Here is a 13658-nt window from a genome sequence, read left to right as displayed (position 1 = left end):
GCCCGTGGTCCCGCACCGGCGACGACGGGCACCGGCACGCGGGGCAGGCAAACCGCCCATCGACCGCTACCCTTCCGGTCGAACGGGCCACCCGCGCCCGCCCGCCACGCTCGAACCCGCGTCGGTCGCCAGGGGCGGCGACCGCGCCGCACCCCGGGGGAACGACATGACCCAACCGCCCATCGGTGGCGCCAGCGGATCGCCCGCCGGTCCGTCGCACCAGGACCCGGCGCTCGCCGGCCACACCCCCGGCGCGGTCCTCCCGCCCGTGGCGGGTCACCCGCCGTACCAGCAACCGGCCGCGCCGAAGCGCAAGCGCGGCCTGCTGATCGTCTCGATCGTGCTGGGCGCGGCCCTGCTGCTCTGCGGCGGTGGCGGCACGGCCGCGTTCCTGGCCCTGCGCAACGCGGAGGACGGCCAGGGCGCCAAGGACCCGACGGTCGCGGTGGACGGCTTCCTCACCGCCGTCTACAAGGACCGGGACGCGAAGCGGGCGGCCACCTTCGTCTGCTCCGCCGCCCGGGACGACAAGAAGATCGCGGCCAAGGTCGCCGAGGTGCAGAAGTACTCCACCGAGTACCAGAACCCGCGGTTCCGCTGGACCACCCCGAAGGTCGACAACCAGACCGGGGACCGGGCCACCGTGACCACCAAGGTCACCATGACCACCACCGACGAGAAGGTCGCCGACCAGGACCTGCGCTTCACGGTGGTGCGGAAGACGGGTTGGTGGGTCTGCGAGGTCGCCTGAGCCCGGCGGCTGGATAGGCTCGACGGGTGGCAGCAGCAGAGCAGCCGGCCGATCCGGCCGGCACCGGATGGCCCGCCCGCCTGCACGTGGTGACCGGCAAGGGCGGCACGGGCAAGACGAGCGTGGCCGCGGCGCTGGCCCTCGGGCTGGCCGCCGGCGGGCGGCGCACCCTGCTGGTCGAGGTGGAGGGGCGGCAGGGCATCGCCCAGCTCTTCGGCACCGACCCGCTGCCGTACGAGGAGCGGCACCTGACCGACGCCCCCGGCGGCGGCGAGGTGCGGGCCCTGGCGGTGGACGCCGAGGAGGCCCTCCTCGAATACCTGGACATGTTCTACAAGCTCGGTGCCGCCGGCCGGGCGCTGCGCAAGCTCGGCGCGATCGACTTCGCCACCACCATCGCCCCGGGCCTGCGGGACGTGCTGCTCACCGGCAAGGTGAAGGAGGCGACCACCCGCACCAGCGGGCAGCGCCGGACGTACGACGCGGTGGTGCTGGACGCGCCGCCGACCGGGCGGATCGGCCGTTTCCTCAACGTGACCGCCGAGACCGCCCGGCTGGCCCGGGTCGGCCCGATCAAGACCCAGAGCGAGGGGGTCTCCGCGCTGCTGCGCTCGCCGATGACGGCGGTGCACGTGGTGACGCTGCTGGAGGAGATGCCGGTCCAGGAGACGGTGGACGCGATCGCCGAGCTGACCAAGCTCGGCTTCCCGGTCGGTCGGGTCATCGTCAACGGCGCCCGGCCGCCGCTGCCCGCCGGCCGGGCGGTGACCCAGGCGGAGCTGAAGCGGGGGCTGCTCGCCGCCGGGCTGCCGGCCGACCGGGAGACCGTCGCCGGGCTGGCCGAGGAGGCCCGTGACCAGCACATCCGCCGGGAGCTGGAGGATTCGCTCCGGGGCGACCTGGCGGAGCTCGGCCGGCCGGTGACGGAGCTGCCGCTGCTGCCCGACGGGGTGGACCGGGCGGGCCTGGAGACGCTGGCCGACGTCCTCGTCCGGGCGGATTGACTCACACCTGAGGCCGGCACGGAGCAGAGACACCCTCCGGCCCGATACGCTCGATTGGTGCCTTCCGAAGACGCGGCGCCGCAGCTGGACGTCGACCAGATCCTCGCCGACCCCGGCGTGCGGATCGTGGTGTGCTGCGGAGCGGGCGGCGTGGGCAAGACGACCACCGCCGCGGCCCTGGCGTTGCGCGCCGCCGAGCGGCACGGCCGGCGGACGGTGGTGCTCACCATCGACCCGGCCCGCCGGCTGGCCCAGTCGCTCGGCCTGACCGAGCTGGACAACACCCCACGCCAGGTCAAGGGGATCGACGTCGAGGCCAGCGGCGGTGAGCTGCACGCCATGATGCTCGACATGAAGCGCACCTTCGACGACGTGGTGCTCCAGCACACCGATCCGGCGAAGGCGGCGGAGATCTTCGCCAACCCCTTCTACCAGGCGATGAGCTCGACCTTCGCCGGCACGCAGGAATACATGGCGATGGAGAAGCTCGGGCAGTTGCACGCCCGGGGCGAGTGGGACCTCATCGTGGTGGACACCCCGCCGTCCCGCTCCGCGCTGGACTTCCTCGACGCGCCGGCCCGACTCTCCCGCTTCCTCGACGGGCGGATGCTGCGGCTGCTGCTCGCGCCGGCGCGCAGCGGGGGCCGGAGCATGTTCAGCTTCGTCACCGCGAGCTTCGGGATGTTCTCCAAGGTCGTGCAGAAGGTGATCGGCGCCCAGTTGCTCACCGACCTCTCCGGCTTCGTCGCCGCACTGGATTCGATGTTCGGCGGCTTCCGGCAGCGGGCCGAGCAGACGTACCGGATCCTGCAGGCGGACGAGACGGCCTTCCTGCTGGTCGCGGCCCCCGAGTCGGACGCGGTCCGGGAGGCGGCGTACTTCGCCGGCCGGCTGCGGGAGGAGCGGATGCCGCTGGCCGGCCTGGTGCTCAACCGGGTGCACCGCCCGGCGTCGGCGCTCTCGGCGGCCGACAGCCTGGCCGCCGCCGAGCGGTTGGAGCGCGAGGGCGGCCACGAGGCCACCGCGGACGTGCTGCGGGCGCACGCCGTGCTGGCCCGACAGGCGGCCCGTGAGCAGCAGGTGGCGGCCCGGTTCACCGAGGCGTTCCCGGCCGTGCCGGCGGTGTCGGTGACGGCACAGCCCGCCGACGTGCACGACGTCGACGGGCTGCGGACCATCGGTGAGGCGATCAGCCGACCGTGAGGCCGGCGGTCAGCCGGCGGCGGTGACCAGGACCTTGTCCTTGCCGGCCTTCTCCTTGGCGTTCTTCTTCATCGCGGCCTCGAACATCTTGCGCCAGCTCGTGACCTGCGGGTGGCGGCGCAGCAGCGCCCGGCGTTCCCGCTCGGTCATGCCGCCCCACACCCCGAACTCGATCCGGTTGTCGAGCGCGTCGGCCAGGCACTCGTACCGAACTGGGCAGCTCCGGCAGATCCTCTTCGCCACGTTCTGTTCGGCGCCTTGGACGAACAACGCGTCCGGGTCCCCGTTCTGACATGCCGCCAGTGACGGCCAGTCAGCGATCATGCCCATGTGTACACGTCCCCCCTTGCAGTACCTACCGACTTCGCGCGACCAGCCGTCGATTCCCCCCGTCGTCCGTCCGGCCTCCCCAGGGCGGCACGGACGACATGTGGCTTCCTGTCGCCGCCATCATCATGCTCTGTAGTCGCCTGATTACGCAACGTTGTCGGCGAAATCCATCATTCCGGACACTCCCGGCTTCCCGGGCCTTCGCCCGCCGTCTACCCGGTCGGAGTCGGTGAAAACGCTGCGCGGGTTCCCCCGTTCGGAGGAGACTCATCGGCGGGTTCACGCAACCTCGCACCAGGGTTCGTGCGTTTAGCACAACGAGGTCGGCGCGCGCAGGAAATGGGGAAACATGGCGCCGCGCCCCTCGTTCCCTACTCGCGTACCCTGTCGAGGTGACCTGGATGCGGAAACGTGACCACAATGTGCTGACCAACGCCGCATCGCTACTCATCTGTGGCCTGTTGGCCGGCGTGGTGGTCGCGGCGGCGGCCTTCCCCGCGGTGGCGATGTCCGGACTGGCCGCCAAGGCCGGGGCGGAGACCTTCGGCGCGCTGCCCAGCGAGCTGACCGTGGCCCGGGCGCCGCAGATCAGTTACCTGCTCGCCTCGGACGGCAAGACGCCGCTCGCCACCATGTACGACGAGAACCGCAAGGACGTCAAGCTCAAGGACGTCTCGCCGCTGATGCGCAAGGCGATCATCGCGGCCGAGGACCACGACTTCTACAAGCACAACGGCGTCGACCTCAACGGTGTCGCCCGCGCGTTCGTCAACAACCAGTCCGGCGGGGGGAACGGCCGGCAGGGCGCCTCCACGCTGACCATGCAGTACGTCCGGCTGGCCATCGCGTACTCGGCGACCCACCCGGCCGACGTGGTCGCCGCGACCGAGGACACCAGCGCCCGCAAGCTGCGCGAGATGAAGTACGCGCTCCAGATCGACAAGGAGCTCTCCAAGGACGAGATCCTGGAGCGCTACCTCAACATCGCCGCCTTCGGCAACGGCGCGTACGGCATCTACGCCGCCAGCCAGGTCTATTTCGGCGTGCCGCCGAGCAAGCTCGACATCCAGCAGTCGGCCATGCTGGCCGGCATGGTGAAGGCGCCGACCGCGTTCGACCCGACCACCCCCAGCGGTTACCCGCAGGCGGTGGGCCGGCGCGACTACGTCATCCAGAACATGGTGCAGATCGGGGCCATCACCCAGCAGCAGGCCGACCAGGCCAAGGCCATCACGCTCAAGGTGAAGGACAAGCGCACCCCGAACGGCTGCGTCGACACCCTGGAGAAGGGCTGGGGCTTCTTCTGCGACTACTTCTACCGCTGGTGGATGGGGCAGGAGACCTTCGGCTCGACCACGTACGACCGGGAGCGGCGGCTCAAGAGCGGCGGCTTCACCATCGTCACCAGCCTCGACGCGCAGGCGCAGCGCGGTGCCGACAAGGCCGTCCGTAACCACCTGGGTGCGACCAGCAAGGCGGCCCGGATGGTCGCGGTGATCGAGCCGGGCACCGGGCGGGTCCGGGCCCTCGCGGTCAACCGGAACTTCAAGATCGACGATCTGAAGCACCCGCAGAACGGCATCTCCAGCGACCCGAGGCGGGCCAAGAAGAACCTCCGGGGCAGCTATCCGAACACCACCAACCCACTGCTCACCGGCGGCGGTGACATCAAGGGCTACCAGGCCGGCTCGACGTTCAAGATGTTCACCATGGTCGCGGCGCTGGAGAAGGGCATCCCGCTCAGCTACCAGATCAACGCGCCGGAGACCTTCAAGTCGAACTACATCGTCGAGCAGAACTCCCCGGCGGCCTGCCCCAACACCCACTTCTACTGCCCGAAGAACGCCTCGAAGAGCATGACTGGCGTGCACAACATGTGGACCGCCTTCGGCAACTCGGTCAACACCTACTTCGTGCCGCTGGAGCAGCAGGTCGGCGCGGACAACGTGATCAAGGTGGCGCAGAAGCTCGGCATCACCTTCCGGGACAGCGAGGACGCCCGCCGGGCCACCAAGGAGGGCGGCGCCAACCAGTGGGGCGCGTTCACCCTCGGTGTCTCCGCCACCACCCCGCTGGAGCTGGCGAACGCGTACGCGACCCTGGCCGCGGACGGCAAGTACTGCGAACCGATCCCGGTGCAGGAGATCCGCGACCCCGACGGCAACAAGCTCGACGTCGCCAACCCGCGCTGCGAGCAGCGGATCAGCACCCAGGTGGCCCGGGCCGCCGTGGACGCGGCGCGCTGCCCGGTCGGTGACAAGTCGTCGACCTCGAAGTGCCAGGGCGCCACGGCCCGCAACGTCCGCGGCATCGTCAACGCGCCGGTCGCCGGCAAGTCCGGCACCACCGACTCAGAGAAGACCTCCGCCCTGGTCGCGATGACCAAGCAGTACGCGGTGGCCGGCATCATGGCCGACCCCGACTGGCCGCAGACCACCCAGAAGATGGGCCACGACGTCCCCAACGGCATCAACCCGGCGGTCTACGAGACGCTGCGCGACGCCATGAAGGGCAAGGAGCGCATCGACTTCACCCCGCCGAGCGGCAAGATCATCGAGGGTGACCAGCGCTCCATCCCGGACGTCACGTGCCAGTCCATCGACAGCGCGAAGTCACGCCTGCAGGGCGCCGGCTTCGAGGTGGTCGTCAGCGACAACAAGGTCGCGTCGAGCTGCCCGCCCGGCACCGCCGCCGGCACCAGCCCGGACGGCCGCACCATCAAGGGCGGCGTGGTGACCATCGAGGTCAGCTCCGGCGCCGGTGCCGGCACCCCGACGGGCCCCGTCGTCAAACCGGGCGGCGTCCAACTCCCGCCACCGCCCAACAACGGCCGCCCCGGACGACCACGCGGCTGACCGGCGACACCGACAACGGGCGGGCACCCCACCAGGGGTGCCCGCCCGTTTCGTCGTGGACCGGTCAGAGACCGAGCTGGCGGCGTACCTCGGCGGCCACCCGGCCACCCTCGGCCTTGCCGGCCACCACGGCCTGGGCCGCCTTCATGGCCGGGCCCATCTGCGCCTTGCCGGTGAAGCCGCCCGCGGCGAGCGCCCCCGCGACCAGCCCGGCCAGCTCGTCGTCGGAGAGCTGCTTCGGCAGGTAGCGCTCCAGCACCTCCCCCTCGGCGGTCTCCTTGGTGGCCTGCTCGGTGCGCCCGGCGTCGGCGAAGGCGGTGGCGGCCTCACGCCGCTTCTTCGCCTCCTTGGTCAGCACCGCGAGCACCTCGTCGTCGGAGAGCTCGCGCTTGGCCTTGCCGGCGACCTCCGCGTTGCCCACGGCGGCCAGGGCCATCCGGAGGGTGGAGGTGGTCAGCTCGTCGCGCGCCTTGAGAGCGGCGCGCATGTCTGCGGTGAGGCGGTCCTTCAGCGTGCTCATGGTCGGTCAAACTACCCTGAACGCCATGCGAAAGCGCACACTATTCCGGCTCGCCGCCGGGACCGTCGCCGCGGGCACGGCCACCCTGGCGTACGCGTCGCTCATCGAGCGCAACATGTTCACCCTGCGCCGCTACGACGTACCGGTGCTGCCGGCCGACGCCGAACCGCTGCGCGTACTGCACGTCTCCGACCTGCACATGATGCCGAACCAGCGGCGCAAGCAGGAGTGGGTCGCCTCACTGGCGGCCCTCGACCCCGACCTGGTGGTCGTCACCGGGGACAACATGGCCCACCCGGACGCCGTACCGGGAGCGCTGCGGGCGCTGCAACCGCTGCTGGACCTCCCCGGGGCCTTCGTCTTCGGCTCGAACGACTACACCGGGCCGGTCTGGAAGAACCCGTTCACCTACTTCCTGCCCGAGCGCGAGTACACCCACGGCACCGCGCTGCCGTACGACGAGCTGCGGACCGTCCTCACCGGCGCCGGCTGGGCGGACCTGAACAACGCACGGACCACGCTGAAGGCCGGCGGCCGGCTGATCGAGCTGCTCGGCGTCGACGACCCGCACATCGAGCGGGACGACTACGACGCCGTGGCCGGCCCCGCCAACCCGGACGCCGACCTCTCCGTCGCGCTGACCCACTCGCCGGAGCCGGCCGTCCTCGACCGGATGGCCGCCGACGGCTTCGACCTGCTCCTCGCCGGCCACACCCACGGCGGGCAGGTCTGCGTACCCGGCTACGGCGCGCTGGTCACCAACTGCGGACTGCCCCGCTCCATGGCACGCGGCCTGCACCGTTGGCCGGGCTCGGACGCCTGGCTGCACGTCTCCGCCGGGCTCGGCACGCACCCCACCGCGCCGGTCCGCTTCGCCTGCCCGCCGGAGGCGAGCATCCTCACCCTGATTCCGCGCTGAACCCGTCGGCGGGGCCCGGGCCGGGTCCCGCCGACGCCGGGGGGTACCGAGTTTGACCACGGGAGCGGGTGGGCTACTATTTGTCGGCACGCCTCGGGGTGTGGCGCAGCTTGGTAGCGCGCTTCGTTCGGGACGAAGAGGTCGTCGGTTCGAATCCGGCCACCCCGACCAGGTGAGAGGGCACATCCGATCCATGGATGTGCCCTCTAGTGCATCCTGGGTGACCAACTGAGTGACTACGCCTCAGCAGCCGGCGCGAAGATGCGATCCATGACTGCCGCGCCCTGGAGCATCACCGGCCGGAGCTGGTGACGGTAGACCTTCTCCGTAACGGTGGTGCCCGAGTGGCCGCACAGGTCGGCGATGTCTTCCAGGCTCACGCCGCTGTCGGAGAGCAGCGACACGAAGCTGTGCCGCAGCTCACGGGGAGTCCAGGCGGCCGGATCCATGCCGGCGAGGGTGACGACTCGGCGGACGTTGGCCGCGTCGAGGGCAGTGCCGACAGTGGTGACGAAGACCAGGCCGAGGGCGTGCCGGTCCGCCGTGTATGCGGCTTAGGCGAGGCGGAGGAAGCTACGGACGTGCGAGCCAAACGACGATCGTGTGTTTTCTGCAGCAAGACTGACGGATTCTCGAAGGAGCATGTCTGGCCTCAATGGCTGCACCCTTACGCGGAGAACGTGGAACCGCATCGCTGGAACCACGAAGCCGGCTTCGGGCAGACCGCCGTCGACACGGTCAAGGAGATGCCCACCGTCGTTACACAGCGACTCGGCTCCGTGCTGACGATGAAGACGCGAGAGGTGTGTAGATCTTGCAACAACGGGTGGATGAGTCAGCTTGAGAGACAGGTCAAGCCGCTGGTTCTCTCGCTCATGGATGCTGCCGTCAGAGGCTGGAGCATCGGCATCCTGCCCGACGAGGCGGCGCGGCTCTCCACGTGGGCAGTGAAGACCGCATGGATGCAGGCGTTGAGCGCCGGGACCACTGTGGGTCATTCAGACAGCTACCACTACCTCCGCCAGCGGCTACTTCCTCCCCCCGACTGCAAAGTGTGGCTTGGTCGTCATGCCGGGGAGTTGGACTTCAATATCAAACAGATGGCAGTCCAGGTGCGTAGATCTGACAGGCCGTGGGACGACGGTGATATTCGGAACGTTCTGTGGACCTGCCTAACCTTTCGCAGCTTGTCGTTCTTGGTCTACACCGTCGACGGCTGGGGCGTGCCTCCGCCAACGCGGGATTCGAACCGCTGGCGGCCCGTGTGGCCTCAGTCAATGTCGATTCGCTTCCCGGCCCGATTCGATGTGTCCGACCAAGACGTCCTGAGCGCGGTTGCTCTCCAGGCTCCTGCACTGCACACGCCGGATCTACCTGTGTTCGAGCGAGACCCGGACGGGACGCAGTACCGGCGCCGGAACTAGGGACACCTGCTACCGGCGAGGCAGCTCTGCGGTGTAGGCGTCCTCGTGGTCACCACCCAGCACCGACGCCACAGCCTGGCGCGCCTGCTGTCCGGGCAGCGGAAGGCCGGCTACCGGCCAGGTGGTGAGAACTTTCTGTACGTCTTCAAGGCGGCCCGCTTCGCAGGCCGCGCGCGCTGCCGAACCTGGGCCGGGCCTATCGGCCCGCCGCGTTGCCCTCTGGCCTTCGGCCGCCGGCACGCGGTTGCCAGCCCGCCGGCGGCGCGACATACGAAGAAACCCGGGCCGCCTTGGTTGCTGGCAGCTCTGGGGCTGTGATGGTGATCGACTCAAGGACGGTGCCTCCGGCGGGGTCTTCGGGCACTCCGGGATGGTGGCGCTATCCCGACAACCTCCGTCCGGGCGAAGCCGAGCAGGTGGGGCCTGGCCAACTTCACGAGCGTGCGGACGAAGGCCGACGGGATGGCGTGGAGCATGATGCGGCGGGTTACGGAGGGCTTCGTCGCTAGCATTACGGTCCTGACGTTCGACTAACAGCTTGAACGATGGCAGAGACCCAGGTAACAGCCACAACGATCCGTCTAACCTCGTACATGTTAACTTGGTAGAAGTTAGGTATAGTTAGTTTGGAAGATAAGGCGGAGGGGCCACGCTTGCACGCAGCCCCTCCGGCTAGAGGTGAAGAGCTAGTTCTCGTCGTTGGAGTGGACGCCGTTGACGAGGACCAGCACCAGGGCCAGCAGGACGAGCTCGGTGATGCCGGGCTCGTCCCTGCCGGTAGCCGCGTTCAGGTTCGCGATCACCTCGCAGGCCAGAGCCAGGTTCACGAGTAAACCCGTCTGCTGATCCTGTCCTTCAGGCGTGATCATTTCAGTCCCTTCTTCGGGGGCCCCTCTCCAGGAGGGCTGCAGCGCCTCCCGCAGCCCGGAACCATCCAGAAGAGCGGTCGATAGATCACACCGCCCCCAATCTTATCGGACGCGCGCTCGACCTGACAAAGTGGACGAGCGCCGCAGTCCCGCCTCGGTCAGCGCGAGTTGTCCGCGTACTACATGTCCAGCTCTGCAGCCGCCGATCGTTCCTTCTGGACGAAGGGGTCGTCGGTTCGAATCCGGCCACCCCGACCAGAGGTAAGTGAAGGTCAAGGCCCCTCCACGGAGGGGTCTTGATTCGTTTCCAGGGCTCACCGCTCCTCCCGAGGCATCGAGCACCCCGGCGATCCCGGTCACGGACCAGCGGTCGACCCCGGCCGCCAGCACGTCATTCCCGTTGGCCGACGTGCCGGTCCGGATTCGACATTCGATTCCGCCGAGCCGACTCCCCGGCCCGGCCCACTCGGCCCTCGCCGGTCCGGGCGGCGTTGCCAGGCAACTTTTCCCGTCCACAGCCGGTGCTAGCTGGTGACTGGAGTGGGGCACATTCGGGCTCGCGATCGGCGAGCACCGGGGTTGACGACGAGGCGTACCCAGGCGTTCCGCTGTTCCCGCGGCATGTCGTCCACCCCGCCGTGATTCCCGGAAACCGGCTGTCCCGGTGAGCCTCCCGACCTGTCGGTGAGGGGCACCTCACCGCTTTTCCTGGCATTGTTGACCGATGACGGCCCTGATCAAGTCCCGCGTGACCGACTGGACCTTCGTCGTACCCCTGATCGCGGTGGTCGTGCTCGCCGCCGCCTGGGGGCGGGACCTGCCCGGCGTGCTGGTCGCGGTGGTGGCCGCGCTGCTGGCCGGCGCGGTCCTGGCCGCCGTGCACCACGCCGAGGTGGTCGCCCACAAGGTGGGTGAGCCGTTCGGTTCGCTGGTCCTCGCGGTGGCGGTGACCGTCATCGAGGTGGCCCTGATCGTCACGCTGATGATCAGCGGCGGCGACAAGACCCAGGCGCTGGCCCGGGACACCGTCTTCGCCGCCGTCATGATCACCTGCAACGGGATCCTCGGCCTGTCGCTGCTGCTCGGGGCGCTGCGCCGCCGGGTGGCCGTCTTCAACCCGGAGGGCACCGGCGGGGCGCTGGCCACCGTGGCGACCCTGGCCACCCTCAGCCTGGTCGTGCCGACCTTCACCACCAGCCGTCCCGGCCCGGAGTTCTCCCCCGCGCAGCTGGCGTTCGCGGCCGTGGCGTCGCTCGCCCTGTACGGGCTCTTCGTGCTGGTGCAGACCGGCCGGCACCGGGACTACTTCCTCCCGGTCAGCCAGGACGGCCGGATCGTCGACGTGGACGGGGACGGGCACGCCGACCCGCCGTCGGCGCGTACCGCGTGGACCAGCGTGGCGCTGCTGGTGGTGGCGTTGGTGGCGGTGGTCGGCAACGCGAAGATCATTTCGCCGACGATCGAGGCCGGCGTCTCGGCCGCGAACCTCCCGCAGGCCTTCGTCGGCGTGGTCATCGCCCTGCTGGTGCTGCTGCCGGAGACCCTCGCGGCGGCCCGCGCCGCCCGCCGCGACCGGGTGCAGATCAGCCTGAACCTGGCCCTCGGCTCCGCCATGGCCAGCATCGGGCTGACCATCCCGGCCATCGCGCTCGCCTCCGTCTGGCTCGACGGCCCGCTGCTGCTCGGCCTCGGCGGCACCCAGCTCACGCTGCTCGCCCTGACCGCCGTGACCGGCGTCCTCACCGTCGTGCCGGGCCGGGCGACCGTACTCCAGGGCGGGGTGCACCTGGTGCTGCTCGCCGCCTTCGTCTTCCTCGCCGCCAGCCCGTGACCGGCTCGGGTCAGTCGTGCAGTTCGGTGCGGGCGACCTCGGCGAACGCGGCGGCCAGGTAGTCGTCCAACGGTCGGCCGGTGACGGCCAGCAGGTCGGCCACGAGCAGCGGGGCGTGTCGCGCGATCTCCCCCGGCCCGGGCGGCGCGTCGTCCTCGCCGGGGTCGTAGACGCCGAGGGCGCTGGCCAGCAGCACCAGCAGCACGTGCGGGTCGACCTGCGACCACCACGGCGTCACCGACCGCACGCAGCGTTCCAGGACCTGGCGTACGTCGTCGCCGGCCAACCCGTCCGGGTGGCTCTCCTCCAGCAGCAGGCGTACCACCCCACCGAGCACCAGGCCGGCCCGGTCGGCGGCGGTGAGCCGCTCCACCGCCAGCTCGTACGCCCCCGCGTCCCGCTCCCGGGCGGCGGCGACGGCCTCCGCGGCGGCCGCCGCGATCTCACGGGCCGGGGCGGGCAGGTGTCGCCAGGTCGTGCTCACCGGGTCAGCATGGCAGACCATGTGGGCCTGCTCACCCACCGGCTCCGCCCAGGGCCGGATCGTCGGTTATCCGGTCGCGCACCGTCGTACCCGACGCAGAGAATCCAGCCATGCTGCGCCGCGCCCTCCCCACCCGCCCGGAAGCCCGTCGGATCCTCCTCGGCACCCTGCTCTCGGCGGTCGGGCGCGGCCTGACCCTGCCGTTCCTCTTCATCTACCTCACCGACCTGCGGGGACTGAGCGACACCACAGCCGGTCTGGCGATCGGCTGGTGCGGTGCGGTGACGCTCGCACTGTCCCCGGTGGGCGGCACGCTGATCGACCGGTTCGGCGCCCGCCGGGTGGTGCTGCCCTGTCTCGTGCTGGAGGCGGTGGGCACCGGGCTGCTCGCCCTGGTCCACTCGACCGGCACCGCCTTCGCGGTCCTCACACTCGTCGCGGTGGGCAGCTCGGCGCTCTGGTCCGGGCAGGCGACCATCCTCGCGTCGTTGACCGACGACGGTGAGCGGCAGCGCGTCTTCGGCCTCCAGTTCGCCCTGCTCAACCTCGGCATCGGGCTGGGCGGTCTGGTCTCCGGCGCGGTGGTCGACGTGGCCCGCCCGGTGACCTTCCAGGCGATCTATCTGCTGGACGCGCTGAGCTATCTGATGCCGGCGGTGATCCTGCTGACCCTGCCGCAGGTCGGCCACCGGCTCGCCGTCGCCACGGGCGCCGAGGAGCGGCCGGCGACCGGGGGCTATCTCACCGTGCTGCGGGACCGGCCGTTCCGCCGCCTGGTCGTCTTCGGGCTGGTGCTCACCACCTGCGGTTACGCGCAGATCGAGGTGGGCTTCACCGCGTACGCGATCCGGGTGGTGGGGGTGACACCGCGGGTGGTGGCCTGGGCCCTCGCCGCGAACACGGTGATGATCGTGCTCTCCCAGCTGCTGGTGATCCGTCGGCTGGAGGGGCGCAGCCGGACCGGCGCGCTCGCCGCGGTGGGCGCGGTCTTCGCGACCGCCTGGCTGGTGCTCGGCGCCGCCGGCCTGGTCGGTACGGGGAACGCGCTGCTCGCGGCGCTCGGCGTGGTGGCCTGCTCGGCGATCTTCGGCTTCGGCGAGACGCTGCTGTCACCGGTGATGCCGGCGCTGACCAACGCGCTCGCCACCGACGAGCTGCGCGGCCGGTACAACGCGATGAGTTCGATGATCTTCGGAATCAGCGGGGTGATCGGCCCGGTCACCGCCGGCCCGCTGATCGGTGCGGCGCACGGGCGGGTCTGGGTGGTCGCCGTGGTCGGCGGTTGCCTGACCGCCTCGGTGATCGCCCTCTCCCTGCGCCGGCTGCTCGACCCCGGACAGGACGGGCGCGGCACCCTGGCCCCACCCCGCGAGCCCGAGGCCGTCGCCCGCTGAGGGCCGCCCCCACCCGCAGATGCGGACGGGCCCCGGAGCAGACGCTCCGGGGCCCGTCGTCGTACGGGCTGCCG

12 protein-coding genes, 1 tRNA gene and 1 pseudogene are annotated in these 13658 nt (G+C 70.5%); 9 read left to right on the top strand and 5 right to left on the bottom strand.

The annotated features are described in order from the left end of the window. Positions 1-166: 166 nt before the first annotated feature. From ABUL08_RS25025 to ABUL08_RS25015, 3 genes are read left to right on the top strand one after another with little or no spacing between them, the layout of a single operon-like run. Complete coding sequence (locus ABUL08_RS25025; protein ID WP_350932421.1) at positions 167-751, top strand: Rv0361 family membrane protein; 585 nt, start codon at positions 167-169, stop codon at positions 749-751. 26 nt (positions 752-777) lie between these two features. Beyond that, positions 778-1755, top strand: coding sequence for an ArsA-related P-loop ATPase (locus tag ABUL08_RS25020; protein WP_350932420.1), 978 nt, complete (start codon positions 778-780; stop codon positions 1753-1755). Between the two features lie 54 nt (positions 1756-1809). Beyond that, complete coding sequence (locus ABUL08_RS25015; RefSeq protein WP_350932419.1) at positions 1810-2958, top strand: ArsA family ATPase; 1149 nt, start codon at positions 1810-1812, stop codon at positions 2956-2958. Between the two features lie 9 nt (positions 2959-2967). Here ABUL08_RS25015 and ABUL08_RS25010 read toward each other — a convergent pair whose 3' ends face one another. Then, a complete protein-coding gene (locus tag ABUL08_RS25010) occupies positions 2968-3288 on the bottom strand; it encodes a WhiB family transcriptional regulator (protein WP_350932418.1) in 321 nt (106 codons plus the stop codon). Positions 3289-3689: 401 nt separating this feature from the next. Between ABUL08_RS25010 and ABUL08_RS25005 the strand changes: the two genes are divergently transcribed. Continuing rightward, positions 3690-6143, top strand: a complete 2454-nt coding sequence (locus ABUL08_RS25005) for a penicillin-binding protein (RefSeq protein ID WP_350932416.1) — start codon at positions 3690-3692, stop codon at positions 6141-6143. Between the two features lie 64 nt (positions 6144-6207). On the opposite strand, the gene ABUL08_RS25000 is transcribed toward ABUL08_RS25005, so the two are convergent. After that, positions 6208-6663: a GatB/YqeY domain-containing protein gene (locus ABUL08_RS25000; protein WP_350932415.1), complete on the bottom strand. Its 456-nt coding sequence runs from the start codon at positions 6661-6663 to the stop codon at positions 6208-6210. Positions 6664-6688: 25 nt separating this feature from the next. Here ABUL08_RS25000 and ABUL08_RS24995 point away from each other — a divergent pair, with 25 nt between their 5' ends. Next, the gene (locus tag ABUL08_RS24995; protein WP_350932414.1) at positions 6689-7582 is read left to right on the top strand and encodes a metallophosphoesterase; all 894 of its coding nucleotides are present in this window, start codon (positions 6689-6691) and stop codon (positions 7580-7582) included. A gap of 94 nt (positions 7583-7676) precedes the next feature. Beyond that, positions 7677-7753, top strand: a tRNA-Pro gene (locus ABUL08_RS24990). 65 nt (positions 7754-7818) lie between these two features. Here ABUL08_RS24990 and ABUL08_RS24985 read toward each other — a convergent pair. Beyond that, positions 7819-8103 (bottom strand): annotated as a pseudogene (locus ABUL08_RS24985) (tyrosine-type recombinase/integrase); the annotation flags it as partial. Between the two features lie 159 nt (positions 8104-8262). On the opposite strand from ABUL08_RS24985, the gene ABUL08_RS24980 reads away from it, so the two are divergent. Beyond that, on the top strand, positions 8263-9006 hold the full coding sequence (locus ABUL08_RS24980; protein ID WP_350932413.1) for a hypothetical protein: 744 nt from the start codon (positions 8263-8265) through the stop codon (positions 9004-9006). Positions 9007-9692: 686 nt separating this feature from the next. Here ABUL08_RS24980 and ABUL08_RS24975 read toward each other — a convergent pair. Then, positions 9693-9833, bottom strand: coding sequence for a hypothetical protein (locus ABUL08_RS24975; RefSeq protein ID WP_350932412.1), 141 nt, complete (start codon positions 9831-9833; stop codon positions 9693-9695). 766 nt (positions 9834-10599) lie between these two features. Here ABUL08_RS24975 and ABUL08_RS24970 point away from each other — a divergent pair. Further along, positions 10600-11706 carry a calcium:cation antiporter gene (locus tag ABUL08_RS24970; protein ID WP_350932410.1) on the top strand — a complete coding sequence of 369 codons (1107 nt, stop codon included), beginning with the start codon at positions 10600-10602 and terminating at the stop codon, positions 11704-11706. Positions 11707-11716: 10 nt separating this feature from the next. On the opposite strand, the gene ABUL08_RS24965 is transcribed toward ABUL08_RS24970, so the two are convergent. Then, positions 11717-12211 (bottom strand): hypothetical protein, encoded by a 495-nt coding sequence (locus ABUL08_RS24965; protein ID WP_350938837.1) that lies wholly within the window; start codon positions 12209-12211, stop codon positions 11717-11719. A gap of 89 nt (positions 12212-12300) precedes the next feature. On the opposite strand from ABUL08_RS24965, the gene ABUL08_RS24960 reads away from it, so the two are divergent. Next, the gene (locus ABUL08_RS24960) at positions 12301-13584 is read left to right on the top strand and encodes an MFS transporter (protein WP_350932409.1); all 1284 of its coding nucleotides are present in this window, start codon (positions 12301-12303) and stop codon (positions 13582-13584) included. Positions 13585-13658 lie beyond the last annotated feature (74 nt).

It is taken from the genome of Micromonospora sp. CCTCC AA 2012012 (assembly GCF_040499845.1).
Lineage (GTDB): Bacteria > Actinomycetota > Actinomycetes > Mycobacteriales > Micromonosporaceae > Micromonospora > Micromonospora mangrovi.
Note: the sequence above shows the minus strand (reverse complement) of the source record. Positions and strands in the feature narration are given on the sequence as shown.